Raw genomic sequence first — 22210 nt, 5'->3', positions numbered from 1 at the left:
TGAAAAGCATGGCTCCCGATGCGTTGCCCGGTCGTTAACAGAAACAATCAAATCGCGAGACAACTTGGAATAATCCCGGGATATCCGGGGGTTTCGAGTGACAGCGCCCGTCATCGGTGAAGACGTAGGCCGGCGCACCCTTGCGGGTCGTTCGATCCGAATGAAACGGATCGCCGCTCCCAGCGTTGTAAGGCATCACCTAGCCGACCCTCGTTTCGCTTCGGCCGGGTGAGACCCTAGAGGAAACCTATCATGCCCCAGGACATCGCAACGCTGATCGACCGCAGCCTCCAAGGCATTTTCGGCGAGGCCGACGACATCAGACGCCGGGCCGTGGCGGCCGAGATCTACGCCGACGACATCCTGTTCGTCGAACCGCACGGCAGCTATCGCGGCCGCGACGAGGTCGTCCGCGTCGCCGGCGCCATCCGCGACCGGCACCCGAGCTTCCTCTATCAGGTGATCGGCCCGGTGGAGGCAATGCCGGGCGAAACGCCCGACGCCGAGATCGCCCGCGCCCGCTGGACCTCCGGCGCCCCCGGCGAACCACCCGCCTACGCCGGCACCGACATTGTGCTCTCCAAGAACGGCCGCATCACCGCCATCTACATGTTCTTCGACGGCCTGCCGGATCCGACGCATTGAGGGGGGAGGTGGATCGAAGAGGGCCTCGGTCGTCCAGACGACGTATGCGGGGCGGCTATCTCTTTATTGCCCATGGACGACTAACCCGTCACCTCTGCGCAGGACGCTTGGACTCACGTATGAACTCAAGGTGGACTTCAGGCCGAATAGGGCGGACGGGTTGATATAGAGCGATGCATAGCCTAGAGTTGCCGCCGCCTCACTTTCGCGATTTACGCGCATGAATCCCGGCTGGGTTTACATCGTCACCAACAAGCCACGAGGCGTGCTCTATGTCGGTGTTACTTCCGATCTTGAGGGCCGCATCTGGGAGCATCGCAACGGCGTCTATCGCGGCTTCACTCACAGCTACAATTGCAAACGTCTCGTTTGGTACGAGGACTATGACGAGATCCCCGACGCCATCCATCGGGAGAAGCGGCTGAAGACCTGGAATCGCGACTGGAAGATCCGACTCGTTGAGGAGATGAACCCCGAGTGGGACGACCTCTTTGAAACCATCATGTGGTGAGGAGAGCCCGATACAGGCCGCGCGCCCCACCGTCCTGAGGTCCTCTGCCTTCGCAGAGGATGACAGCCTTATAGTAGGAGGTGCAAAACTAAAAGTTTGTTTTATATCAATTAACTGTCACCCTCTGCGCAGGCCGCTTGAATTCGCGCGCGAATTCAAGGTGGACCTCGGGCAGGAAGAGGCGGCCGATATCACGCTACTAAGAGTTTGTTTTATATCAATTAACTGTCATCCTCTGCGCAGGCAGAGGACCTCGGGCAGAATGAGGCTCGCCACCGATATCGCGCTCCCTACAGCCGGATCGCCTTCTTCAACACCACCGCCGACGAGGGACACAACCCCTTGGCCTGACGCGTCTCAAGGATCGCCTCGGGCGCATCCGCCCGCTCCACTCGCTTGAAGCCGATCGCCTCGAAGAAGGGCGTCGCCGACGTCGTCATCAGCCAGGCCGAACGCGCGCCTTCGTCGAAGGCCCGGCGCGCGATCCGCGCCACGATCGCCTTGCCCACCCCCTTGCCGCGCCAGCCCGGAAGAACCGCGAGCGAGCGCAGGAACACGTCCGCCCCATAGAGCTCCCAGCCGGCATAGCCCACCACCTCGCCCGTGAGCGTGCGGTAGGCGAAGAAGCGCCGGCCCGGCTCGGTGAGGTCGTCGGTCGGCAGGCCCTCGGCGGTGAGCGCCGCCACCATCCCGGCGTCGCGGTCGGCCGCTTCGCTATCCCTCAGGCAGATCTCGCCGTCGTCCTTCACGAAATCGGCCATCGGCAGCTCGGGCAAGAGGTCCAGCACCATGTCCGAGGGCCGGCAGAGCTTCACGCCGCGGTCGGTCACCACGATCGGCCGGTTGATCAGGATCGGGTGGGCGATCATGGCGTCGAGCAACTCAGCGTCGGTGAGCTTGGGGTCGCCGAGCCCCAGCTCCGCGTAGGGCGTGCCCTTCACCCGGAGGACGTCGCGCACGTTCATGCCCATGCGCTCGATCAGCTGCGCCAGCAGCTCCCGGCTCGGCGGGCATGTCTGATAGTCGATCACATGCGGCTCGATGCCGGCGTGGCGGATCAGCGCCAGCGCGTTGCGCGAGGTGCCGCAGCCGGGGTTGTGGTAGATCACGACGTCCATTGTAGCCCTCCTGAGAGCCTGATCTGAAACTCGCTGGGGCGCGGCAGATGGCGATGAGTTCGAGAACCGGAGCGGAGCGGACTTAAGGGTCCGTGAGCACCGGAAGCGCAGAAGTCGAAGTTCAGGCATCCGCCCGAAAAGTTGCAGACTTTTCGGGCCAAGCGGATGCCCGGGATGCCCGCCCCAGTAGAGTTTCTGGTCAGGCCACGTTTTCTTGAGGGAAATACCGTCCCCTAGTCCACAGCGCCACGTTGACCAGCGCGATCATCACCGGCACCTCCACCAAGGGCCCGATGACGGCGGCGAAGGCCGCGCCGGAGTTGATGCCATAGACGGCCACCGCCACGGCGATGGCGAGCTCGAAGTTGTTGCTGGCCGCCGTGAAGCACAGCGTGGTGCAGCGCGAGTAATCGGTGCCGGCCTTGAGCGACAGCACGAAGCTCAGCGCGAACATCACCACGAAGTAGATGAGAAGCGGAATGGCGATGCGCACCACGTCGCCGGGGATCGTCAGGATCAGCTCGCCCTTCAGCGAGAACATGACGACAATGGTGAAGAGCAGCGCGATGAGGGTGATCGGCCCGATCTTCGGCACGAAATGGCCGTGGTACCACTCCTTGGACACGAAGCGCAGCATGATCACCCGCGTCAGAACGCCGGCGATGGCGGGAATGCCGAGATAGATGAACACGCTCCGGGCGATCTCGCCGATCGAGATGTCCACCTCCGAGCCCGAGAGGCCGAACACCGGCGGCAGCACGGTGACGAAGAACCACGCGAACACGCTGTAGAACAGCACCTGGAAGATCGAGTTGAAGGCGACGAGGCCGGCGGCATATTCCGTCGAGCCCTTGGCGAGCTCGTTCCACACCACCACCATGGCGATGCAGCGGGCAAGGCCGATCAGGATCAGGCCCACCATGTACTCGGGCTTGTCGGGCAGAAAGATAATGGCGAGCGCAAACATCAGCACCGGCCCGATCAGCCAGTTCTGTACCAGCGACAGCGCCAGCACCTTGCCGTCAGCGAAGACGCGCGGCAGGTCCTCGTAGCGCACCTTGGCAAAGGGCGGATACATCATCAGGATCAGGCCGGCGGCGATCGGCAGGTTGGTGGTGCCCACCGTGCCCGCGTTGATGATGCTTTCGACCGCCGGGAAGGCGTAGCCGATGGCAATCCCCAGGGCCATCGCGGCGAAGATCCAGAGGGTGAGATAGCGGTCGAGGAAGCTCAGCCGGCGGGCAACGGATGTCATTTTGTCTCTCCGGCCCTCGCCGTCGCACCGTCCAGCCGGCCGATCTCATGCAGATGGCTGGTGAGTGCCATGCGGTCGATGGTGGCAAGGGGAAGCGACAGGAAGGCGGTTATGCGGTTCTTGAGATAGCGGGAGGCGGTGACGAAGGCCGCCTTCTGCTGGAAATGGGTGCCGACGGCGCGCGCCGGGTCCTCGATGCCCCAGTGGGCGGTCATCGGGTGGCCGGGCCACACCGGGCAGGCCTCTCCGGCCGCGTTGTCGCAGACGGTGAACACGAAATCCATTTCAGGGGCGCCGGGGACGGCGAACTCGTCCCAGCTCTTGGAGCGCAACCCCTCGGTCGGGAAGCCCTCCTCTTCCAGCACTTCCAGCGCCAGCGGGTTCACCTGGCCGGCCGGGCGGCTGCCGGCCGAAAAGGCGCGGAAATGCCCGGCGCCGTCGTGGTTCAGGATGGCCTCGGCGATGATCGAGCGGGCGGAGTTGCCGGTGCAGAGGAACAGAACGTTGTAGATGCGGTCGGGCATGGCAGCGTTCTCACATGGCTGGAGGAACAGGTTTCGCCGCTGCGAGTCGCGGCGGCCTTGTCACGATGACCCGTTTTCCGTGACGGGCGTTTTGCAGCCGGTGCCGGGGGCGCAGGCGCCTTCGCCATAGTCGAAGCGGCGGCCGAGCTCCGGGTGGCCGGCGCAGCAGTCGTCGACGAGATAGCGGACGAGGCCGCGCACCGTCGGCACCACCGCGCGATAGATGATCTGCCGGCTGCGCCGCTCCGATGTCGCAAGCCCGGCCCGCACGAGTATGGCGAGATGGGTGGAGAGCGTGTTCTGCGGCACGCCCAGCTTGTCCGCGATGTCGCCGGCCGCGAGGCCTTCCGGCTCGTGGCGGATGAGGAGCTGGAACACGTCGAGGCGCGTCTGCTGCGAGAGCGCCGAGAGGGCATCGAGGGCTTGGAGCTTTTCCATAGTTCGACATTACCCGAACTATCGATATCCGGCAAGATCCGGATAGCCTCCGTCTCAATATATCGATATTCGTCGAATTGTCGAATATGAAAAGGATGGCTCGCGATGAGCACATGTTGTTCCAAGGAGGCCGCCCCGGCCATCACCGCATCCTGCTGCGGCGAGGCGGCGACCGTCGTCGCCTGCGGCTGCGGCACGGCCGACGCTGCGTCCCCCGGCGTCTCGCCCGCCCGCTGGCTGATCGCCACCGCCCTCGGCGCCGCCCTCTGGATCGCCATCTACCCGCAGCTCGAACCCTTCGCCGAATGGCTCGTCGCGCTCACGCCGGTCGACCGTCAGAGCCAGCTCGGCGATGCCCTCGCCTTCGTGCTCTACGACCTGCCCAAGGTGATGATGCTGCTCGTCGCCATCGTCTTCGCCACCGGCTTTCTCCGCAGCTATTTCTCGGTGGAGAACACCCGCCGCCTCCTCGCCGGCAAGCGCGAGGGGATCGGCAACGTCGCCGCCGCCACGCTGGGCGTCGCCACGCCCTTCTGCTCCTGCTCGGCGGTGCCACTGTTCCTCGGCTTCGTGTCGGCCGGCGTGCCGCTCGGCGTCACCTTCTCCTTCCTGATCGCCGCGCCCATGGTCAACGAGGTGGCCCTCGGCCTGCTGTTCGCCCTGGTCGGCTGGCAGGTGGCGCTCACCTATCTCGCCTTCGGCCTTTCGATCGCGGTTCTCTCCGGCCTGATCCTCGGCAAGCTGCGCCTCGAGGGCTGGCTGCAGCCCTGGGTGCGCGACGTGCGCATGGGCATCACCGCCCTGCCCGACCATCGGCTCACCCTCGCCGATCGTCTGGAAGCCGGCTGGTCGTCGGTGAAGGAGATCGTCGCCAAGGTCTGGCTCTGGGTCGCCTTGGGCATCGGCGTCGGCGCGCTGATCCACGGCTATGTCCCCACCGAACTGCTCATCGCCATCATGGGCAAGGACGCCTGGTGGTCGGTGCCGGCCGCCGTGGTGATCGGCATCCCCATGTACGCCGGCGCCTCCACCATCCTCCCCATCATCGAGGCGCTCATCGCCAAAGGCGCGGCGCTCGGCACCGTGCTCGCCTTCATGATGGCGGTGATCGCCCTGTCGCTGCCCGAGATGATCATCCTGAAGAAGGTGCTCACCGTGAAGCTGATCGCCGTCTTCGTCGGCATCGTCGGCCTCGGCATCCTCGCCGTCGGCTACCTCTTCAACCTGCTGTTCGTGTGAAAGGCCAAGCGCCATGAAAACCATCGGATTCATCGGTGCCGGACGCATTGCCCGCATCATGCTGGAAGGCTGGAAAAGGGCCGGCGCCCTGCCCGAGGCCGTCGTCGTCCACGACTTGAGCGCCGACCGGGCCTCCCGCCTCGCCGCCATCGCGCCTCGGGTGAAGGCCGGCAACCTCGCCGAGGCGGCCGCCGCCGATCTCGTCATCATCGGCCTGCATCCGCCGGTGCTCGCGGAGGTGCTGCCCGCCGTCAAACCCCACCTCAAGCCCGGCACCATCGTCCTGTCGCTGGCACCCAAGCTCAAGTTCGCCGCCCTCGCCAATCTCCTCGGCGGCTTCGCGCGCCTCGCCCGCCAGAACCCCAACGCGCCCAGCATCGTCGGCCAGGGCTACAACCCCATCGCCTTCTCGGCCGGCCTCACCGATGCCGACCGCCAGGCGCTGCTGACCCTGATGGAACCGCTCGGCGACTGCCCGGTCGTCGATGAATCCACCATCGAGGCCTATGCGCTGATCTCCGCCATGGGGCCGACCTATCTCTGGTTCCAGCTCCAGGAGCTCGAACGCCTCGCCGTGGAGTTCGGCCTGACGCAGGCGGCGGCCCGCCGGGCGATCGCCGCCATGGCGGATGGCGCCGTCTCCACCCTGTTCGACTCAGGGCTCACCGCCGACGACGTGATGGACCTGGTGCCGGTGAAACCGCTCTCCGCCGAGGAGCCGGTGGTCCTCGCCGCCTATCGCGACCGGCTGATCCCATTGTTCCAGAAACTCACCGCCTGAAAGGGAAGATCATGAAGGACATCAAGGTTCTCGGCTCCGGCTGCCCCACCTGCCAGAAAACCGCCGACCTCGTGAAGGCGGAGGCCGACCGGCTCGGCGTCGCCATCACCCTCGAAAAGATCACCGACTACGCCGCCATCGCCGGCTACGGCATCGCCGCCACGCCCGGCGTGGTCATCGACGGCAAAGTCGTCCACGCCGGCGGCCTGCCGAAAGCGGCGGATGTGGATGGCTGGCTGCGGGGGTGAGCGGCTGGGCGGCGTTACTATCAGGTTGTCATCCTTGCGAAAGCGAGGACCTCCGGCAGGATGGAACTCGCCGCCGATATCACGCTCCAAGTACGCTGGGCGCCTGATACATCCCCCAGCATCTTCTCGTCCCGAGGTCCTGCGCCTAAAGCACAGGATGACAGCTTGATAGAAATGGGAGACCCGACGTCGAGCGAAGAGCTCTACGCTATCTCTTTGTTTTATATCATTCTCCTGTCATCCTGGCGAAGGCCAGGACCTCAGGACGGTAGAGTAAGCCGCCGATATCGCGCTCCAAACACGCTGGGAGCCCGATACATCCCCCAGCATCTTCTCGTCCCGAGGTCCTGCGCCTAAAGCGCAGGATGACAGCTTGATAGAAATGGGAGACCCGACGTCGAGCGAAGAGCTCTACGCTATCTCTTTGTTTTATATCATTCTCCTGTCATCCTGGCGAAGGCCAGGACCTCAGGACGGTAGAGCAAGCCGCCGATATCACGCTCCCAACTCAAACGCAAAAAGGGCGCCGCCACGCAGGCAGCGCCCCTTCCTTTTTCAAACCCTATACCTCACACCACAACGCGGCGAGACGTATCCACCGCCCACGCTCCGGGGCCGGCGACGGCGATGTAGAGGAAGACGAAGCAGAAGAGGATGGCGGATTCGCCACCGTTGAGCAGCGGCCAGAAGCTCTGCGGCGCGTGGGCCATGAAATAGGCGACGGCCATCTGGCCGGAGGCGATGAAGGCGGCGGCGCGGGTGTAGAAGCCGGCGATGATCATCAGCGACGTCACCACCTCGATGACGCCGGCGGCGATGATCAGCGGCGGCAGCGGGCCGTCGCCCATCGACGTCGGGAAGCCCAGGAACTTCACCGTGGCGTGCTCGAGGAACAGAAGCGCGGTCATGATGCGCAGAACGGCGAGCCCACGCGGGGCCCAGGCGGCGGTATCCATGTCATATCTCCTTCTTGGGTCAGGCGGTCAGGCGGTCAGCGGTCGTTGAGTCAGCCGTGGCGGGAACTTGTCCAAATCTGAAACTGGAGGCGGTCAAACCGCCAAAGAAATCCTCCTGGTGATAGGTGACGGCGCCTGCCTCGCCTTCGGCCGCGCCCACCACCACCATCAGGGGGATCAGGTGATCCTCGCGCGGATGGGCGGCGCGGGCGGCCGGCGCCTTCTCCCACTGGGTGAGCCGTGCCGAACGCTCCTTGCCGGCCTCGGCCAGCGTTTCCCTGAGCCAGGCGTCGAAACGGCGCGATGGCTCGTATCCGCCGCTGCCGCGCATGGCCTGGAGGTTGTGATAGCTGAGGCCGCTGCCGACGATCAGCACGCCCTCATCGCGCAAGGGAGCCAGCGCCCGGCCCACCGCGAGGTGCAGCGCCGGGTCGAGGCTCGCATGCAGGGAGAGCTGCACCACCGGCACGTCCTCGTCCGGATAGAGCGGCTTCAGGATGGAGAAGGTGCCGTGGTCGAAGCCGCGCGTCGGGTCGAGCGCGGCGTCGATGCCGGCCTCGCCGAGGATCTGCCGCACGCGGCCGGCGAGCTCCGGCGACCCCGGCGCATTGTAGGCGATGTGGTAGAGGTAATCCGGAAAGCCGTGATAGTCGTAGACCATGCCCGGCTTGACGCCCGAGGAGATGGCAAAGCCGCCGGTCTCCCAATGGCCCGAGATCACCAGGATGGCCTTGGGCTTGTCGACGAGCTCATGGCGCATGTCGACGAGCGATTGCTCCAGCACGTCGAAGTTGCGGCGGAACGCGCCGGTCATGTAGGGCCATGGGCCGCCACCATGGCTGATGAAATAGGTGGGCAGGCGAGACATCGGGATCGTCCTTCCTTCGTTAACCCAGAGCTTGATCCTTGCCGCAGCGTGGATCAATCTGCCGATTATTGAAGAACCATTTCCCCAATGTTGATGATCAGGGGTTGATGATCATGGACACGCTGGTCAGCCTTCGCCTGTTCTGCACTGTGGCCGAACTCAAGAGCTTCACCGCCGCCGCCGACCGCCTCGCCATCTCGCCGGCCATGGCGAGCAAGCACGTCTCCCAGCTCGAACAGCGGCTCGGCAGCCGCCTTCTCAACCGCACCAGCCGGCGCGTCAGCCTCACCGAGGCGGGCGCGCTCTATTTCGCCCAGGCGCGGCAGATGCTGGAGGGGCTCGACGAGGTGGAGGCGGCCATCGGCAACGCCACGCTGGCGCCGCGCGGCACCCTCAAGCTCAGCGCGCCGGTGTGGGTGGCGAGCGCCCCCTTCGTCGCGCGCATGGCCGACTACAACCGCCGCTACCCCGACGTCTGCCTCGACCTCCACCTCTCCGGCCGCATCGTCAATCTGGTCGATGAGGGCTTCGACCTGGCGCTGCGCGCCACCGTGCCCGACCGGCTGGACCCCGGCCTCGTCGCCCGCCCCATCATGGAGATCGCCTTCCACCTGATGGCCGCACCCGCCTATCTCGACCGCACCGGCCGCCCCGCCGACATCGACGCGCTCGCCGGCCACGCCCTCCTGCGCTACAGCGGCATCGGTTCGGCCGACAGCCTGTCGCTCACCGACGCGGACGGCCGGCCGCGCAAGATCCCCGTCCGCACGGTGATGCAGAGCGAAAACGAAACGGTGCTCCACCTCGCGGCGCTCGCGGGCATGGGCATGGTCTTCCTGCCCACCTGGATGGTGGCCGCCGACCTCGACGCCGGCCGCCTCGAACTGCTGCTGCCGCAAACCGCCACCTTCGCCGCCACCCTCTACGCCGTCTACCCCAGCCGGAAGTATCTCTCGGCCAAGGTGCGGACGTTCGTGGATCTGATGACGGAGAGCGCGCGGGGAAAGTGATATCTGGTTTGAGGATCGTCCATTTCACTCAATCCAATTGAGTTTTCCGGCGCTTGTTCAAACTTGCGGCTGGTTTGACTCTCATCTAAAATACTCAACATGGCTGAGCAAAGCGCGTCCTTGTTAAACCAGCTTGCGAAAGACCTGCCCGAAGGGTTGGTTGTCGATGCCGCCTGGCTGGACGAGCATGGCATTGCCAGCAATCTGCGCGCCTATTACGTCAGGGCCGGCTGGCTGGAGCAGCCGGTGCGTGGCGTCTACAAGAAGCCACGCGGCGAGTTGAGATGGCAGCAGGTTGTCATATCGCTGCAGACGCTGCTTCTGCGCTCCGCTTTCATCGTCGGCGGACGTACGGCGCTCGAACTACAGGGCTTTGCCCATTACCTCGCGCAAGAGACGAAAGCTGTATACCTTTACGGTCGCGAAAAGCCGCCCACGTGGTTGCAGAAGCTCGACCTTCCCCAACGCTTCGTCTACCGCAACAGCACTGCCCTGTTCCGTAACGACCCCGTCGCTTACGGCATCGACAGCTTAAGATGGGGGCAATGGGACTGGCCCCTGACCCTTTCCCGGCCCGAGCGCGCCTATCTCGAAATGCTTGACGAACTGCCGCGTCATGAAAGCTTCCATCAGGCGGACATGATCATGCAGGGCGCCGCCAACTTCAGCCCGCGACGGCTGCAAAAGCTGCTCGTCGACTGCCGCAGCATCAAGGTGAAGCGCCTGTTCTTCTTCTTCGCCGATCGGCATCGCCATGCCTGGCTCAAGCACCTCGACAAGGCCGTCATCGACCTCGGAAAGGGGAAGCGCGCGCTCGTCCCCGGCGGCAGGCTCGATCCGGTCTATTTGATCACCGTCCCCGGGGATCTCGATGCCGTTTCGTGACCAGTATCAGGCCCAGGTGCGGCTGCTCATGCGGCTCATCCCACTCGTGGCGAATGAACCTTGCTTCGCCCTCAAGGGCGGCACGGCCATCAACCTGTTTCTGCGCAACCTGCCACGCCTCTCGGTCGACATCGACCTCATGTATCTGCCGATGCACGACAGGCCGAAAGCGTTGGCCGATATCGACGCCGCCATGAAGCGCATCAAGGCGGCGGCAGTGATTGCCCTCCCCGGTGCGCATGTGGCCGAAAGCATCCATGACGGCGCCGTCCTCCGCCTTCTTGTGTCGGCCGAGCGAACCCAGGTGAAGATCGAAGTCTCGCCCGTGTTGCGCGGCGTGGTCCACGATCCCTCGACGGTCTCGGTCGCCGAGGCGGTGGAAGAGACATTCGGCTTTGCGGAAACCAGCGTCGTTTCCTTTGAAGATCTCTTTGCCGGCAAGCTGGTTGCGGCACTGGATCGTCAGCACCCGCGTGATCTGTTCGATGTGCGAGGGCTGCTGGAAAATGAAGGGCTCACCGACAAGCTACGCGAGGCCTTCATCGTCTATCTCATCAGCCACCATCGACCGATGGGCGAAGTGCTTTCGGGCCGCCTCAAGGATCTGGAGGGCGAATACCGAAACGGCTTCGACGGCATGACCGCGGAGCCGATATCTCTCGATGACCTCATCGAAGCCCGGCAGTCCATGCTGGACGGGCTGATCGGCAGGATGCCGAACCATCATCGCGCGTTTCTGATCGGCTTCGAGCAAGGCGAACCCGACTGGTCCTTGCTGACCATCGACCATGTCGCAGACCTTCCCGCCGTGCGCTGGCGGCAACGCAACCTCGACAAACTCAGGCCGGATCAGCGCGCGACCTTGGTCGCCTCGCTGCGATCCTCGCTGGAGTGAAGCGGGAAAATCCGGCCCGGCTATCTCACTCGATCCACGTCTTCCCGTCCTCGCCGCCGCATCCGTACGGAGGCAGCACGGCGCCGAAGGTCGCTTTCAGCTTGCCGCAGCCCCACTGGCGCAGCGGCAGCGGCATGCGGCTGTTGAGCTCGATGCCCACCTCGTCATAGGGGCTGTCCGTGTTGCTTACATAGCCGTACCAGCGCCAGCCGAGAGTGACGGCGAGCGCGACGACGACGAGCAGCGCCATGGACAGAAGCCTTTTCATGCTCGAAATCTCCCGATCAAATGCAACGTCGCCGCCCGATGCCGGCGGTCGTGCAACTTTCTAGTGCTTTCTCGTCCGTCTAGCCAGAGCTCTTCGAGGGTAACCACTCGCTCGCCTCCCCGCCCGCTTGACAAACTACCTACTAGAAGGTAGACAACTCCCATGAGCCAAGTTTCAAACACCTCCGACCACATTCTCGCCTGCGCCCGTTCGCTGATCGTCACGAGCGGCTACAACGGCTTCAGCTATGCCGACATCGCCGACGTCGTCGGCATCCGCAAGGCCAGCATCCACCACCACTTCCCGAGCAAGGTCGATCTGGTGCGCACCCTCGTCGCCCGCTATCGCGAGGACGTCGAGGCGGCGATCGCCGGAGAGGAGCGGCGCGGGACGCCGCCGCTCGATCTATTGCGCGGCTACGCCGCCTATTGGCAGGCCTGCATTGCCGACGGCACCCGTCCCTTCTGCATCTGCGCGTTGCTGGCCAGCGAAATGCCCGCCCTGCCGCCCGAGGTGGCGCTGGAGGTCAGGGCCTATTTCCGCAGCTTCTCGGCCTGGCTCGCCTCCGTCATGGAGCGCGGCGCCGCCGATGGAACGATCCGCCTCTCCGGCACCGCCCAGGCCGAGGCCGAGACGTTCATGGCCACCGTCCACGGCGCCATGCTGTCGGCCCGGGCCTATGGCGATCCCCAGGCCTTCGCCGCCGTCACCCAGCCGCTGATCGAGCGGCTGAGCGCGCCCCACCCCTGAGCTTCCCCGCCTGACCAGAACTGGAGACTGAAATGTTCGGCATTTCCCCCATCGGCTGGGTTCACACCCTCGGCAGCCTGCCCGCCATCCCGCTGGCCGTCTACATGTTCGCGCGTTATGGGCGGATCGTGCCGCGCTCGGCGCCCGGCGTCGCCTATTTCGCCTTCATGCTGGTGGGCGCCGGCACGGTATTCCTGGTGGCGCGCGAGCCGGTGAGCTACGTGATCGGCGCGGCGACGCTGGCGCTGCTGATCGCCGGCTATGGCGTCGGCCGCCTGCCCCTTCATCGCCTGGGGCATTATCTCGAAACCATCTTCCTCAGCCTGACGGCCTTCCTCCTGATGCTGCCCACCGTCACCGAGATCCTGCGCCGCGTGCCCGACGGCCACCCCTTCGTCACCGATCTCGGCTCGCCGCTCCTGATCGGCGCCCAGGCCGGCCTTCTGGCAACCCTCCTGCTCGGCCTCACCGCCCAGATGCTCCACCTCCGCCGTCAGGGCATCGTCCGAGCGGAGTGAAACGAGGATCGAAAGGGTGATGAGGCGGCGCAGGCAAGCCATCCCCTACCCCAGCGCGATCCGGATGATCTCCCTCACGAATCCCTCGGTCAGCGGCTCACGCGAGAACCAGCGGCGGTAGAACAGCGGGCCGGTCAGGGCGGCCACCAAGGCGGGAACATCCGTCTCCGCCGGCAGCTCGCCCCGCGCCATGCCGCGCCGGATCACCGTCTCGAACGGCGCCGAATAGCCCTGCTGCAGCCGGCGATACATCTCCGCCATCTCGGCATCCCGCTCGCCGGCGTCGATGATCGACGGCAGGACGGAGGTCCAGCGCGCCGTCGTCAGCATCTGACTGAAATCCGCCATCAGCGCGGTGAGATCGCCCCGGAGGCTGCCGAGGTCGGGCGTCGTCAGCGGCGTGCCGACGTGGGCGCAGGCGTCGCGCAACAGGTCGGCCCGGTTTGGCCAGTGCCGGTAGATGGTGGTTTTCGCCACGCCCGAGCGCCGGGCGATCTCGTCGACGCTGACGCCGGAATAGCCGCGCTCGAACAACAGGTCCGCCGTGACCGCCAGCACCGCCGCCTTGGAGCGCCGCACCCTGTCATCCGTGACAGGGGCCGCCTGGCCGGCCTCGACGGGGGCCGCGGTTTGCTCCGAACTGGTCTTCTTGCGCATGATTGTCAGATGCTCTCGACATTTATGCTACGATACCGTATCGTAGCATTAAAGCAAGCACGCGCCCCCCGCCCATCCGAGGAGACCCCCATGAAATTCGCCTCCACGCGTCTGATCGCCCAGGACATCAAGGCCATGGTTTCCTTCTACGAAATGGTGACCGGCCTCACGGCCGACTGGCTGGCGCCGGTGTTTGCCGAGATCGTCACGCCCAGGGGCACGCTGGCCATCGGCGCCGCCGAGACGGTCGCCCTGTGGCAACCGGGCGCTGCCGAGCCGGGGCATAATCGCACGGCCATCCTGGAATTCCGAGTCGAGGACATCGACGCCGACTATGCCCGCCTGAAGGACAAGGTGCCGCTGATCCACGACTTGCGAACCATGCCCTGGGGCAACAAGACCTTCCAGTTCCGCGATCCCGAGGGCACGGCGGTGTCGCTGTTCATGCCGGTGAGCGAGGCGGCGACGGAGCGCTTCGGCGGGCGGTGAACCGGCGCGCCTCACTGTCAGGCCGTCATCCTGCGCTTCAGGCGCAGGACCTCAGTCAGAATGCAACGATCGGCCGATATCACGCTCCGCTATCCTCATCCTCCCCCGCCGCCCGCAGCCGCTCGTCCATCTCCGCCATCGCCCGCGCCACCCGCCGCTTGAGCGCGCTGTCGGCCACCGGCGCCTCGTCGAGATCGATGAACAGGCGGCCATTGAGATGATCGAACTCGTGCTGGACGATGCGCGCCGCGAGGCCCTCATAGGTCGCCTCGTGCGTCCCGCCATCCATGTCGCGGTAGCGCACGCTCACCTTGGGGTGGCGCGGAACGCGTGACGACCGCCAGCCGGGAATGCTGAGGCAACCCTCCTCGCCCAGCACCGTGGGTTCGCCGAAATACTCCACCTCCGGGTTGACGAACACCGTCGACGGCAGGATGCCGGCCGCCGAGGCGATGAACAGCCGCCAGGATATGCCCACCTGCGGCGCTGCGATGCCGACGCCACCGGCCTCGATCATGCACATCCACATTTCCTCGACGAGCCGGCGCAGCGTCTCCGTCCCGAACATCGCCTCCGGCACCGGCCGCGCCACCATGCGCAGCACCGACGCCTCGATCCGCAACGTCACCCGGCTGCCGGTGACGATCGACGCGCGCCCGACATCAGAAGATTGGTTCTCAGCCATTGCAGCGATTCCCTCATCCCTCATCGTCCGCCATACTGACCAAGAACGGCCTGGGGCACCACAGGCAAGCCAAGGGAGCCTGATACAACCCTCGCACTTTCTCGTCCTGAGGTCCTCGCCTTCGCGAGGATGACAGCGTGATAGAAATGGGAGACCGAACGTCGAGCGAAGAGCTCTGCGCTATCTAGTTGTTCTATATCAATTAACTGTCATCCTCGCGCAGGCGAGGACCTCAGGCAGAATAAAGCGGACGGCCGATATAGGGCTCCAATAGCCGGACGCCCCCTACCTCCCCACCCACCCCATCACGAAATCCGCCCGCGCCTCCACACCGGCGAGCGGCAGTTCCACCAGCTCATAGCCCAGCCGAACATAGGTGGCCGCCACCGTCCGCGCCGTCGCTTCGGCCTCGGCCTTGTCCTGCTTCCTTTCGGCGTCCCCCGTGAAGATCGCCTCCCAATAGGGGGCGAGGAAGACCTTGCGGTTGTAGCGGAACCGCCGCGCCGCCGCCTCCACATGATCGGGCACCTCAAACCCGATCAGCGTGAGATATCCGGCGACGTCTGGAATGCCGCGATCCAGCACCACCGGCCCGGCCATCGCCTCGGCCTCGTGATAGGATCTCAATTCCCAGCCCAGCATCAGCTCGGTGTAGAGCGCCCGGTCGCCCCAGGGGAGCGCCGCCCCGCCGATCGCCACCTGGTCGCGGATGATCGCCCGCCCGGCCTCCGGCATGGTGCCGACGCCGCGCCGCGCAAGCGCCTCGATCAACGTGCTCTTGCCCGCGCCGGGGCCGCCGGTCACGACAAACAAATGGTCACACATGTGCCATCCTCGTTTCAGCTTTGAAGGGGGAGCTGCGCCGGCCGCCGCCCGTCATTCGCGGGGAGCATCGCCTGGCACCGGATCAAGGTAACCTGACGGGCGACGGCCGGCAAGGGCTGGCGCCCCTCCCTACCGCCTGCGGAGCACCATGCCGGCGTGGTGGAGCACGCCGTCGATGAAGTCGCCGTCGGCGGTGAAGCCGGTGTCGTCCCAGTAGTCGATGTGATCGCCCCTCACCTCATAGCGGCCCTCATAGGCCCGCTCGCGGCTGCCGCGAGCCTCGACATAGCGCCCGTTCGGCAGCAGTTCATGGCGGATGCGGCCGTCGTCGGTCACCCAGAGGCCGGCATAGGGATGGCTGGCCTCGCTCATCGGGCGCTCTCCGTCGTCTGGTAGAAAGGGGCGATGGTGTGAGGCTCCACCGGCCAGGCATAGTTCATCTCCTGGCGGATCTTCCAGCCCTCGGCCGTGCAGGCCCAGCCGATCTGCGAGCGCGCGTCGAAGGCCAGCACCTCGCCGTTGAGACGGGTGAGCGTGCCGACCAAGCCAAGGGTGGTGGAGGCCACGTCATCGCCGGCGATCTGGTCGTCGCCGCCGGTCAGCGCGTGCCGCACCGAGCGGGCGTTGTTCTGCAGGTCCTGCCAATTGGCGCCGTAGACGGCGGCATTGTCGAAGAGCTGCGTCGGGCCGGGGGCGAAGTTGTCGTAGAAGACGCCGCGCGGCGAGGCAAGGTCATAGTAGCGCTTCATCTTCTCGGCGAAGACGAAGGGCGGGTCGCCCGCCCGGCGCTCCCATCCCTCCATGATCCAGGCCTTGTGGAGCGTGAGCGGTGCGCCCTCGCCCTCCGTCGGGCAGCTTTGGGCGGCGGCCGGCTGGACGAGCGCCATGAGGCTCGCGGCGATGATCAGGGCTTTCATGTGCGTGGTCCCTTCATGCGTTGATGACGCCTTGAAGATGGACGGCCACCGCCGTTGCGTGTAGCTGTCGAGTGCTGGACGCTTTGGTTAGCAAGGCTGGACAATGACACTCGACTACAACCTCCTGCCGCTGTTTCTCGCCGTCGCCGAGGAGAGGAACTTCCGCGCCGCCGCCGATCGCCTCGGCGTCACCCGCTCGGCGGTCAGCCAGGGCATGCGGCGGCTCGAAGACGGCTTCGGGGCGAGCCTCGTCACCCGCACCACCCGCTCGGTGCGCCTCACCGAGGCGGGCACCGAACTTTACGAGGCGCTCAGCCGGCCGATGTCCGACATCGCCCAGGCGCTGGAGGGCGTCGGCGCCGCGGGCGCTCCGCGCGGCAGGCTGAAGATCGCCGTCACCTCCATCGCCGAGCCCTTTCTCTCCGGCCCGCTGGTGGCGAGCTTTGCCGCCGCCCATCCGGAGGTGGTCGTGGATGTCACCGTCACCGACGACGAGTTCGACATCGTGGCCGAGGGCTTCGACGCCGGCGTCCGCCTCGGCGAGGTCATCGAACAGGACATGATCGCCGTGCCGCTCGGCGGGCCGGTGCGCGAGGCCGTCGTCGCCGCGCCGGCCTATGTCGCCGCCCACGGCGCGCCCGACCATCCGCGCGACCTCGTGCGCCACCGCTGCATCGGCTGGCGCCGCGCGCCCGACGTGGCGCCCCACCGCTGGGAGTTCGAGGAGAACGGCGTGCCGTTCAGCGTGGCCGTCGAGCCCGAGATCACCACCAACGACCTCCGCTTCATGCTGCGCTTGGCGCTGGCCGGCGCCGGCATCACCTTCGCCACCGAGGAGACCTTCCGCCCGCACATCGAGAGCGGCGCCCTGGTCTCCCTGCTCGACGCCTACCTGCCCCCCTTCCCGGGCTTCCACCTCTACTTCCCCAACCGCCGCAACATGCCGCCGAAGCTGCGCGCCCTCATCGACCACGTGAAAGCCACCAACGCGGCAGGGGAGATACAGGCGACGCGGCGGACATGAGGCATGGTTGCCTAAGTTGTCTTCATTGTCGAAGTTGACAAACAATCTCGTTCTCACCCATATTGAGAACCAGGGAGACCCGGCATGAAAAAAAGCTTGAGTACCTTTTCCACAACCGGACCGCCGAGAGCCGACCGGATAGGAGCCGAAAGGGCGACCGGCGAACTCCAAGCTGACGGGTTCCACGAGTCCAGCGCAGCCTACGAACCCGACGCGCGGGCGAAGGCCATCCTGCGCGGCAAGCTGCAGGCGCAGGCCGATCTCAAGGCCAATGGCGGCACCTACACGCTCAGCGAAGTCCGGATGCTGCTGAACGGCATCACGCGTCAGGCGGTGAACAAGAAGGTTCAGGACGGCCACCTGCTGGCGGTGCCCGGCCCCGGCGACGACCACCGCTATCCGACGGCTCAGTTCCTGAGCGACGGCCGGCCCGTTCCCGGCCTGAAGGCCGTGCAGGACGCCCTGCCCACCCGGAGCCCCTGGGCGGTGTTCAACTTCATGATCCAGCCGGACGCGCTGCTCGATGGCCGCAAGCCGATCGACGTGCTGAAGGAGGGCAACGTCGATCTCGTCGTCGAGGCCGCGAGGCGCTACGGCGAAATGGGATCTTGAGCGGTCCGCTGCCGCCCGCCGACATCGACAGGCGCGAGCCGGCCATCCGGTACCTTGCGGCGGGAATGCTCCTCCATCGGTTCCACAAGGCCGCCTTCGATCCCATTTTCTACGACCCGACGGATGCCGGACGCTTCAACGCACCTGAAGGCAGCTACGGCGTATTCTACGCGGCCGAGACGGTGGATGGGGCCTTCGCCGAGGTGTTCCTGAGATCGCCGGGCCAGACGACCCTCGGCCTCGATTTCATCGAGGCGAGAGCCTACGTCCGCCTCAAGGCAACGCGCGATCTCAGGCTCGTCGAGCTGCACGGCCCCGGATTGTCGCGGCTCGGCGCCACGGCGGAGGTAACCCACTCCGGACTGCCCTACACGGCAGCGCAGGCATGGTCCAAGGCTATCCACGCCCATCCATGGAACTTCGACGGCATCGCCTACCGCAGCCGTCATGACGACGCGGAAATCTGCTACGCGATCTTCGACCGGGCATCCTCGGCGGTGATCGAAGACAGCCGGGTACCGAACCTCGACGTCGACTGGTTCTGGAAACTGATGGACAAGTACAAGCTCGGTGTTGCCTGACCACCCCTACCCATCCCTCCCATGCAGCAGGATGCTGTCGCATTTGGCGCCGGCGAGGCGGTGGACGACGATTTCCCTGTAGTCGGGCGAGTTGTACCAGGCGAGGAGGTCGGCTTCGGAGGGGAAGCGGATCAGCACCGAGCGGGTGTAGGGCCACGCGCCCTCCAACACGGTCGGCGAGGGATCGACGGCGAGATACTCGCCGTTGAAGCGGGCGAACACCGGGTCGCAGGCGTCGAGATAGCGCTGGTATTCGGCCGGGTCGTCGATGCGGATCTGGGCGACGAAATAGGCGGTCATGTCGGTTGTCCCCGCATCCTTCTACACCAACCGGCGCGGCGCTGCCGGCCATCCATCCATTTGCCGGAGTTGCTTACAGCTCCGCATGCATGTCGCGGAACAGCCTTGGCGCTATGCCGAACCGCCGCTCGAAGGCGTCGGACAGGCGCGCGGCGGGGGAGAGGCCGACCTCGGCCGCCACCGATTTCAGCGGCAGGCCGCGCGACAGCAGCATGCGCGCCGCGTCGAGGCGGGCGGTCTCGATGAAGCGCGCCGGCGTGAGGCCGGTGGCCGCCACGAACCGGCGATGGAAGGTGCGCTCGCTCATGCCGGCCCGGCCGGCGAGCGACGACACGTCGAGCGGCTGCGCGAGGTTGGCCTGCACCCAGCCGATCAGCTCGGCGAACGGGCTGCCTGCCTTCACCTGGGCCGTCAGAACCGGGCTGAACTGCGACTGGTAGCCGGGGCGCCGGGCATAGAGCACCATGCGCTTGGCGACCTCGCCGGCCACGGCCGCCCCGAGATCGCGGGCGACCATGGCCAAGGTCATGTCGATGCCGGTCGTCATGCCGGCCGAGGTCCAGAGCGCGCCGTCGACGACATAGAGCGCCTCGGCATCTACCTCCACCTTCGGGAAGGCGGCGGCGAGCGGCGCGCAGGAGTCCCAATGGGTGGCGACGCGACGGCCGTCGAACAGCCCCAGCGCCGCCAGCAGGAAGCCGCCGGAACAGATCGAGCCGAAGCGCTCCGCCGCCGCCGCGAGGCGGGGGATGGCCGCCCGGAGCGCGGCATCGGCCACGGCCGCCAGCAGCGGCTCGCGCTCGGCCCCGACGATCAGCAGGGTTCGCGGCGCCTCGGCCATGAGCCGGTTGATCGCCACCGTGTCCACGGCGATGCCGCCGCTGCTCGCGACCGCGCCGCCCGTCGCCGAGGCGACCGCGACCTCATAGAAGGGCTCAAGCCCGCGCCCTGCGGCGGCGCGGTTGGCGCCGCTCAGAACCGAGGCCGGCCCGGAGAGGTCGAGCAGCTCGAAGCCGGGATAGACGATGAAGCCAACCTGATGCATTGGCAGAAATTAGCGCCTTTTTGTCATTCCCGCCACAGATGAGCGGTGCTAACCATCGATCCTCACGGTCGCCCTCACCACGGCCCTCATCCTGGGAGAGATCGCATGTCGAGGAAAAGCTTGATACGCAGCGGCATCGCCCTTGCCTTGCTCGCGCTCGTTGCGCTCTTGGGCTTCGCCGGCTGGGTGGCCAGCCTGCCCTCCGGGGCGGCGGTGGCCGAGGCGCCGCCGGTGCTTGAGGCGGAACAGGATGCCGCGACGAAGGCTCTGGGCCCCAGCCGGCGCGCGCGGCCGCTCATCGCCGTAGCCGGCCTCAACGACGCCACCGAGACCACCGATTACCTGGTGCCCGCCGGCATCCTGAGACGGGCCGACATCGCCGACGTGGTGATGCTGGCGACCGGCCCCGGCCCGGTGCAGCTCTACCCGGCGCTGAAGGTCGAGCCCGACGCGACCATCGACCGGTTCGACGCCGCCCACCCCGACGGGGCCGACTATGTCATCGTCCCCGCCATGAGCCGCGACGACGACCCCGCCATGCTGGCCTGGCTGCGCCAGCAGGCCGAGAAGGGCGCGCGGATCATCGGCGTCTGCGCCGGCGGCAAGGTGGTCGGCGCGGCGGGCCTTCTCGACGGCCGCCGCGCCACGACCCACTGGTATTATCTCGGCGAGATGCTCGACCGGAGCCCGACCATCCAATATGTCGCCGACCGCCGCTGGGTCACCGACGGCCGCGTCACCACCACCACCGGCATCACCGCCTCCCTGCCGACGATGCTGACGCTCATCGAGGCGATCGCCGGTCCGGCCAAGGCGGAGGGCGTCGCCCGCGAGCTCGGCCTTGAGAGCTGGGACAGCCGGCACGTGAGCGGGGCCTTCGGGCTGACCCGTCCCTTCGCCACCACGGTGCTGGCCAACCGGGCCGCCGTCTGGCGCCACGAGACCTTCGGAATCGGCCTCACGCCGGGGATGGACGAGGTGTCGCTGGCGCTCACGGCCGATGCCTGGTCGCGCACCTATCGCTCCGGCGTGGTCTCCTTCGCCCCGGCGCCGGAGGTGATGACCGCCAACGGCCTGCGCCTCATCCCCGACGCGGCGGATTGGCCGGCCGGGCACCCTGTCTCGACCGTCCCCGGCCTGCCGCCGGCCCGCGCCCTCGACGAGGTGCTCCGGACCATCGGCGAGCGCTACGGCGAGCGGACGGCGGCCGTCGTGGCGATGCAGCTCGAGTATCCGCGGCCGGGGGCTGCTCCCTGACGGCGGTCGAAACAGGCCGATCGGCGGGTCCCGTCCGGTCGCCGGCTATGGTAAGGTCGGCATGAGGGGAAACACATATGGCCTAGCGCCAAGGGCGCCCGCCCAAGCATCGATCTTCTGGGAGGAACGATCATGACCAGCACTGTGAAACTCCACCGCGTCTTCACCGCCAAGCCGGACAAGATCTACCGCGCCTTCGTCGAGCCCGACGCGCTGGCGAGCTGGCTGCCGCCCAACGGCTTCACCTGCACCGTGCACGAGTTCAACCCGACCGTCGGCGGCGGGCACCGCATGTCCTTCCGCAACTTCACCACCGGCGCCAGCCATTCCTTCGGCGGCACCTATCAGGAACTCGTCCCTGGCGAGCGGCTGGTCTACACCGACAGCTTCGACGACCCCGGCCTGCCCGGCGAAATGACCGTGACGGTGAGCCTCACCGCCGTGTCGGTCGGCACCGACGTCACCATCGTCCAGCAGGGCATCCCCGACATCATCCCCCGCGAAGCCTGCTATCTCGGCTGGCAGGAATCCCTCCGCAAACTCGCCAAACTGGTGGAACCCGAGATCACCGAGTGAGGCGGCGAGAGGGGTTGGGCCGATATCGAGCGGCAAGCCAGCTTGTTGTTTTATATCACTTTCCTGTCATCCCCGCGAAAGCGGGGACCTCAGGACGAGAAGGCGCGGCGGCTAGTATCGGACTCCCTTCAACGAGAGAAGCCTTATATGTCCCCCCTCGCCCTCTTCGGCCTGAGCTCCACCTTGAATTCGCAGGCGAATTCAAGCGGCCTTCGCCAGGATGACAGCCTGATGGAAGCGGGAGCCGCGTCTTGCAGCGCAGCGGCAGCGGGTATCACGCGACGTGCTAACCGCCTGTTATATATCACTTTCCTGTCATCTCCCCGAAGGCGG

30 protein-coding genes are annotated in these 22210 nt (G+C 66.2%); 16 read left to right on the top strand and 14 right to left on the bottom strand.

Annotated features, from left to right (window positions below; translation table 11 throughout):
• Nucleotides 1-252 precede the first annotated feature (252 nt).
• Nucleotides 253-645, top strand: a complete 393-nt coding sequence (locus CXZ10_RS17665) for a nuclear transport factor 2-like protein (RefSeq protein WP_101290686.1) — start codon at nt 253-255, stop codon at nt 643-645.
• Between the two features lie 220 nt (nt 646-865).
• Entirely contained in the window at nt 866-1156 is a 291-nt protein-coding gene (locus CXZ10_RS17660) for a GIY-YIG nuclease family protein (protein ID WP_101290685.1), read from the top strand.
• Between the two features lie 290 nt (nt 1157-1446).
• On the opposite strand, the gene arsN2 is transcribed toward CXZ10_RS17660, so the two are convergent.
• The 4 genes from arsN2 to CXZ10_RS17640 all read right to left on the bottom strand — a co-directional run bounded on the left by arsN2 (nt 1447) and on the right by CXZ10_RS17640 (nt 4491).
• Complete coding sequence (gene arsN2 / locus CXZ10_RS17655; RefSeq protein WP_101290684.1) at nt 1447-2274, bottom strand: arsenic resistance N-acetyltransferase ArsN2; 828 nt, start codon at nt 2272-2274, stop codon at nt 1447-1449.
• A 199-nt stretch (nt 2275-2473) separates the two neighbouring features.
• Nucleotides 2474-3529, bottom strand: a complete 1056-nt coding sequence (gene arsB / locus CXZ10_RS17650) for an ACR3 family arsenite efflux transporter (protein ID WP_101290683.1) — start codon at nt 3527-3529, stop codon at nt 2474-2476.
• Complete coding sequence (locus CXZ10_RS17645) at nt 3526-4053, bottom strand: arsenate reductase ArsC (RefSeq protein WP_101290682.1); 528 nt, start codon at nt 4051-4053, stop codon at nt 3526-3528. Before CXZ10_RS17645 ends, arsB begins: the two co-directional genes overlap by 4 nt.
• Nucleotides 4054-4113: 60 nt before the next feature.
• Nucleotides 4114-4491 (bottom strand): ArsR/SmtB family transcription factor, encoded by a 378-nt coding sequence (locus CXZ10_RS17640; RefSeq protein WP_101290681.1) that lies wholly within the window; start codon nt 4489-4491, stop codon nt 4114-4116.
• A 105-nt stretch (nt 4492-4596) separates the two neighbouring features.
• Here CXZ10_RS17640 and CXZ10_RS17635 point away from each other — a divergent pair, with 105 nt between their 5' ends.
• Genes CXZ10_RS17635 through CXZ10_RS17625 form a run of 3 tightly spaced genes read left to right on the top strand, consistent with a single transcriptional unit; the run spans nt 4597 to nt 6759 of the window.
• Entirely contained in the window at nt 4597-5730 is a 1134-nt protein-coding gene (locus tag CXZ10_RS17635; RefSeq protein ID WP_101290680.1) for a permease, read from the top strand.
• A gap of 13 nt (nt 5731-5743) precedes the next feature.
• Entirely contained in the window at nt 5744-6511 is a 768-nt protein-coding gene (locus CXZ10_RS17630; protein WP_101290679.1) for a pyrroline-5-carboxylate reductase family protein, read from the top strand.
• A gap of 11 nt (nt 6512-6522) precedes the next feature.
• Nucleotides 6523-6759: a thioredoxin family protein gene (locus CXZ10_RS17625; protein WP_101290678.1), complete on the top strand. Its 237-nt coding sequence runs from the start codon at nt 6523-6525 to the stop codon at nt 6757-6759.
• A gap of 569 nt (nt 6760-7328) precedes the next feature.
• Here CXZ10_RS17625 and CXZ10_RS17620 read toward each other — a convergent pair.
• Nucleotides 7329-7715, bottom strand: a complete 387-nt coding sequence (locus tag CXZ10_RS17620) for a DoxX family protein (protein ID WP_101290677.1) — start codon at nt 7713-7715, stop codon at nt 7329-7331.
• Nucleotides 7716-7734: 19 nt separating this feature from the next.
• Nucleotides 7735-8589, bottom strand: a complete 855-nt coding sequence (locus CXZ10_RS17615; RefSeq protein ID WP_101290701.1) for a DODA-type extradiol aromatic ring-opening family dioxygenase — start codon at nt 8587-8589, stop codon at nt 7735-7737.
• Nucleotides 8590-8696: 107 nt separating this feature from the next.
• Here CXZ10_RS17615 and CXZ10_RS17610 point away from each other — a divergent pair, with 107 nt between their 5' ends.
• The 3 genes from CXZ10_RS17610 to CXZ10_RS17600 all read left to right on the top strand — a co-directional run bounded on the left by CXZ10_RS17610 (nt 8697) and on the right by CXZ10_RS17600 (nt 11373).
• On the top strand, nt 8697-9593 hold the full coding sequence (locus CXZ10_RS17610) for a LysR family transcriptional regulator (protein WP_101290700.1): 897 nt from the start codon (nt 8697-8699) through the stop codon (nt 9591-9593).
• A 99-nt stretch (nt 9594-9692) separates the two neighbouring features.
• Nucleotides 9693-10478: a type IV toxin-antitoxin system AbiEi family antitoxin domain-containing protein gene (locus CXZ10_RS17605; RefSeq protein ID WP_101290676.1), complete on the top strand. Its 786-nt coding sequence runs from the start codon at nt 9693-9695 to the stop codon at nt 10476-10478.
• Nucleotides 10465-11373: a nucleotidyl transferase AbiEii/AbiGii toxin family protein gene (locus CXZ10_RS17600; protein WP_101290675.1), complete on the top strand. Its 909-nt coding sequence runs from the start codon at nt 10465-10467 to the stop codon at nt 11371-11373. Before CXZ10_RS17605 ends, CXZ10_RS17600 begins: the two co-directional genes overlap by 14 nt.
• A 25-nt stretch (nt 11374-11398) precedes the next feature.
• Here CXZ10_RS17600 and CXZ10_RS17595 read toward each other — a convergent pair whose 3' ends face one another.
• Entirely contained in the window at nt 11399-11641 is a 243-nt protein-coding gene (locus CXZ10_RS17595) for a hypothetical protein (protein WP_101290674.1), read from the bottom strand.
• Nucleotides 11642-11803: 162 nt separating this feature from the next.
• Between CXZ10_RS17595 and CXZ10_RS17590 the strand changes: the two genes are divergently transcribed.
• Together CXZ10_RS17590 and CXZ10_RS17585 are read left to right on the top strand one after the other, a co-directional pair.
• Nucleotides 11804-12391, top strand: coding sequence for a TetR/AcrR family transcriptional regulator (locus CXZ10_RS17590; protein WP_101290673.1), 588 nt, complete (start codon nt 11804-11806; stop codon nt 12389-12391).
• A 32-nt stretch (nt 12392-12423) separates the two neighbouring features.
• The gene (locus CXZ10_RS17585) at nt 12424-12909 is read left to right on the top strand and encodes a hypothetical protein (protein WP_101290672.1); all 486 of its coding nucleotides are present in this window, start codon (nt 12424-12426) and stop codon (nt 12907-12909) included.
• 45 nt (nt 12910-12954) lie between these two features.
• Here CXZ10_RS17585 and CXZ10_RS17580 read toward each other — a convergent pair whose 3' ends face one another.
• Nucleotides 12955-13566, bottom strand: coding sequence for a TetR/AcrR family transcriptional regulator (locus CXZ10_RS17580; protein WP_101290671.1), 612 nt, complete (start codon nt 13564-13566; stop codon nt 12955-12957).
• 90 nt (nt 13567-13656) lie between these two features.
• Between CXZ10_RS17580 and CXZ10_RS17575 the strand changes: the two genes are divergently transcribed.
• A complete protein-coding gene (locus CXZ10_RS17575; RefSeq protein WP_101290670.1) occupies nt 13657-14055 on the top strand; it encodes a VOC family protein in 399 nt (132 codons plus the stop codon).
• 79 nt (nt 14056-14134) lie between these two features.
• Here the strand turns inward: CXZ10_RS17575 and def are convergent, their stop codons facing one another.
• The 4 genes from def to CXZ10_RS17555 form a co-directional block, all read right to left on the bottom strand.
• On the bottom strand, nt 14135-14740 hold the full coding sequence (def, locus tag CXZ10_RS17570; RefSeq protein WP_180336060.1) for a peptide deformylase: 606 nt from the start codon (nt 14738-14740) through the stop codon (nt 14135-14137).
• 285 nt (nt 14741-15025) lie between these two features.
• Nucleotides 15026-15565: an AAA family ATPase gene (locus CXZ10_RS17565; protein ID WP_101290668.1), complete on the bottom strand. Its 540-nt coding sequence runs from the start codon at nt 15563-15565 to the stop codon at nt 15026-15028.
• A 129-nt stretch (nt 15566-15694) separates the two neighbouring features.
• Entirely contained in the window at nt 15695-15994 is a 300-nt protein-coding gene (locus CXZ10_RS17560) for an Atu4866 domain-containing protein (protein WP_342212728.1), read from the bottom strand.
• Nucleotides 15934-16482 carry a hypothetical protein gene (locus tag CXZ10_RS17555; protein ID WP_180336059.1) on the bottom strand — a complete coding sequence of 183 codons (549 nt, stop codon included), beginning with the start codon at nt 16480-16482 and terminating at the stop codon, nt 15934-15936. Before CXZ10_RS17555 ends, CXZ10_RS17560 begins: the two co-directional genes overlap by 61 nt.
• Nucleotides 16483-16585: 103 nt before the next feature.
• Here CXZ10_RS17555 and CXZ10_RS17550 point away from each other — a divergent pair, with 103 nt between their 5' ends.
• The 3 genes from CXZ10_RS17550 to CXZ10_RS17540 all read left to right on the top strand — a co-directional run bounded on the left by CXZ10_RS17550 (nt 16586) and on the right by CXZ10_RS17540 (nt 18699).
• The gene (locus CXZ10_RS17550) at nt 16586-17506 is read left to right on the top strand and encodes a LysR family transcriptional regulator (protein WP_101290666.1); all 921 of its coding nucleotides are present in this window, start codon (nt 16586-16588) and stop codon (nt 17504-17506) included.
• Nucleotides 17507-17590: 84 nt separating this feature from the next.
• Nucleotides 17591-18118, top strand: a complete 528-nt coding sequence (locus CXZ10_RS17545; RefSeq protein ID WP_101290665.1) for a hypothetical protein — start codon at nt 17591-17593, stop codon at nt 18116-18118.
• Nucleotides 18115-18699: an RES family NAD+ phosphorylase gene (locus tag CXZ10_RS17540; protein ID WP_101290664.1), complete on the top strand. Its 585-nt coding sequence runs from the start codon at nt 18115-18117 to the stop codon at nt 18697-18699. Before CXZ10_RS17545 ends, CXZ10_RS17540 begins: the two co-directional genes overlap by 4 nt.
• A gap of 6 nt (nt 18700-18705) precedes the next feature.
• Here CXZ10_RS17540 and CXZ10_RS17535 read toward each other — a convergent pair whose 3' ends face one another.
• Together CXZ10_RS17535 and CXZ10_RS17530 are read right to left on the bottom strand one after the other, a co-directional pair.
• Nucleotides 18706-18999 carry a DUF1330 domain-containing protein gene (locus CXZ10_RS17535; RefSeq protein ID WP_101290663.1) on the bottom strand — a complete coding sequence of 98 codons (294 nt, stop codon included), beginning with the start codon at nt 18997-18999 and terminating at the stop codon, nt 18706-18708.
• A 73-nt stretch (nt 19000-19072) separates the two neighbouring features.
• Nucleotides 19073-20044, bottom strand: coding sequence for a GlxA family transcriptional regulator (locus CXZ10_RS17530; RefSeq protein ID WP_101290662.1), 972 nt, complete (start codon nt 20042-20044; stop codon nt 19073-19075).
• 105 nt (nt 20045-20149) lie between these two features.
• On the opposite strand from CXZ10_RS17530, the gene CXZ10_RS17525 reads away from it, so the two are divergent.
• Nucleotides 20150-21301 carry a DJ-1/PfpI family protein gene (locus CXZ10_RS17525; RefSeq protein ID WP_101290661.1) on the top strand — a complete coding sequence of 384 codons (1152 nt, stop codon included), beginning with the start codon at nt 20150-20152 and terminating at the stop codon, nt 21299-21301.
• Between the two features lie 132 nt (nt 21302-21433).
• On the top strand, nt 21434-21877 hold the full coding sequence (locus CXZ10_RS17520) for an SRPBCC family protein (protein ID WP_101290660.1): 444 nt from the start codon (nt 21434-21436) through the stop codon (nt 21875-21877).
• Nucleotides 21878-22210: the final 333 nt, after the last annotated feature.

This window comes from Pleomorphomonas diazotrophica (assembly GCF_002844595.1).
Lineage (GTDB): Bacteria > Pseudomonadota > Alphaproteobacteria > Rhizobiales > Pleomorphomonadaceae > Pleomorphomonas > Pleomorphomonas diazotrophica.
The sequence above is the reverse complement of the archived record's forward strand: the minus strand, read 5'-3'. Positions and strand labels throughout refer to the sequence as shown.

Bases quoted from the DNA above. Each gene is read 5' to 3' on its own strand.
- CXZ10_RS17585 (WP_101290672.1), top strand. From the start codon at position 12,424: ATGTTCGGCATTTCCCCCATCGGCTGGGTTCACACCCTCGGCAGCCTG.
- CXZ10_RS17575 (WP_101290670.1), top strand. From the start codon at position 13,657: ATGAAATTCGCCTCCACGCGTCTGATCGCCCAGGACATCAAGGCCATG.
- CXZ10_RS17660 (WP_101290685.1), top strand. From the start codon at position 866: ATGAATCCCGGCTGGGTTTACATCGTCACCAACAAGCCACGAGGCGTG.
- CXZ10_RS17545 (WP_101290665.1), top strand. From the start codon at position 17,591: ATGAAAAAAAGCTTGAGTACCTTTTCCACAACCGGACCGCCGAGAGCC.
- CXZ10_RS17550 (WP_101290666.1), top strand. From the start codon at position 16,586: ATGACACTCGACTACAACCTCCTGCCGCTGTTTCTCGCCGTCGCCGAG.
- CXZ10_RS17600 (WP_101290675.1), top strand. From the start codon at position 10,465: ATGCCGTTTCGTGACCAGTATCAGGCCCAGGTGCGGCTGCTCATGCGG.
- CXZ10_RS17605 (WP_101290676.1), top strand. From the start codon at position 9,693: ATGGCTGAGCAAAGCGCGTCCTTGTTAAACCAGCTTGCGAAAGACCTG.
- CXZ10_RS17665 (WP_101290686.1), top strand. From the start codon at position 253: ATGCCCCAGGACATCGCAACGCTGATCGACCGCAGCCTCCAAGGCATT.
- CXZ10_RS17595 (WP_101290674.1), bottom strand. From the start codon at position 11,641: ATGAAAAGGCTTCTGTCCATGGCGCTGCTCGTCGTCGTCGCGCTCGCC.
- def (WP_180336060.1), bottom strand. From the start codon at position 14,740: ATGGCTGAGAACCAATCTTCTGATGTCGGGCGCGCGTCGATCGTCACC.
- CXZ10_RS17520 (WP_101290660.1), top strand. From the start codon at position 21,434: ATGACCAGCACTGTGAAACTCCACCGCGTCTTCACCGCCAAGCCGGAC.
- CXZ10_RS17580 (WP_101290671.1), bottom strand. From the start codon at position 13,566: ATGCGCAAGAAGACCAGTTCGGAGCAAACCGCGGCCCCCGTCGAGGCC.
- arsN2 (WP_101290684.1), bottom strand. From the start codon at position 2,274: ATGGACGTCGTGATCTACCACAACCCCGGCTGCGGCACCTCGCGCAAC.
- CXZ10_RS17525 (WP_101290661.1), top strand. From the start codon at position 20,150: ATGTCGAGGAAAAGCTTGATACGCAGCGGCATCGCCCTTGCCTTGCTC.
- CXZ10_RS17640 (WP_101290681.1), bottom strand. From the start codon at position 4,491: ATGGAAAAGCTCCAAGCCCTCGATGCCCTCTCGGCGCTCTCGCAGCAG.
- CXZ10_RS17565 (WP_101290668.1), bottom strand. From the start codon at position 15,565: ATGTGTGACCATTTGTTTGTCGTGACCGGCGGCCCCGGCGCGGGCAAG.
- arsB (WP_101290683.1), bottom strand. From the start codon at position 3,529: ATGACATCCGTTGCCCGCCGGCTGAGCTTCCTCGACCGCTATCTCACC.
- CXZ10_RS17630 (WP_101290679.1), top strand. From the start codon at position 5,744: ATGAAAACCATCGGATTCATCGGTGCCGGACGCATTGCCCGCATCATG.
- CXZ10_RS17590 (WP_101290673.1), top strand. From the start codon at position 11,804: ATGAGCCAAGTTTCAAACACCTCCGACCACATTCTCGCCTGCGCCCGT.
- CXZ10_RS17645 (WP_101290682.1), bottom strand. From the start codon at position 4,053: ATGCCCGACCGCATCTACAACGTTCTGTTCCTCTGCACCGGCAACTCC.
- CXZ10_RS17610 (WP_101290700.1), top strand. From the start codon at position 8,697: ATGGACACGCTGGTCAGCCTTCGCCTGTTCTGCACTGTGGCCGAACTC.
- CXZ10_RS17625 (WP_101290678.1), top strand. From the start codon at position 6,523: ATGAAGGACATCAAGGTTCTCGGCTCCGGCTGCCCCACCTGCCAGAAA.
- CXZ10_RS17530 (WP_101290662.1), bottom strand. From the start codon at position 20,044: ATGCATCAGGTTGGCTTCATCGTCTATCCCGGCTTCGAGCTGCTCGAC.
- CXZ10_RS17620 (WP_101290677.1), bottom strand. From the start codon at position 7,715: ATGGATACCGCCGCCTGGGCCCCGCGTGGGCTCGCCGTTCTGCGCATC.
- CXZ10_RS17535 (WP_101290663.1), bottom strand. From the start codon at position 18,999: ATGACCGCCTATTTCGTCGCCCAGATCCGCATCGACGACCCGGCCGAA.
- CXZ10_RS17555 (WP_180336059.1), bottom strand. From the start codon at position 16,482: ATGAAAGCCCTGATCATCGCCGCGAGCCTCATGGCGCTCGTCCAGCCG.
- CXZ10_RS17635 (WP_101290680.1), top strand. From the start codon at position 4,597: ATGAGCACATGTTGTTCCAAGGAGGCCGCCCCGGCCATCACCGCATCC.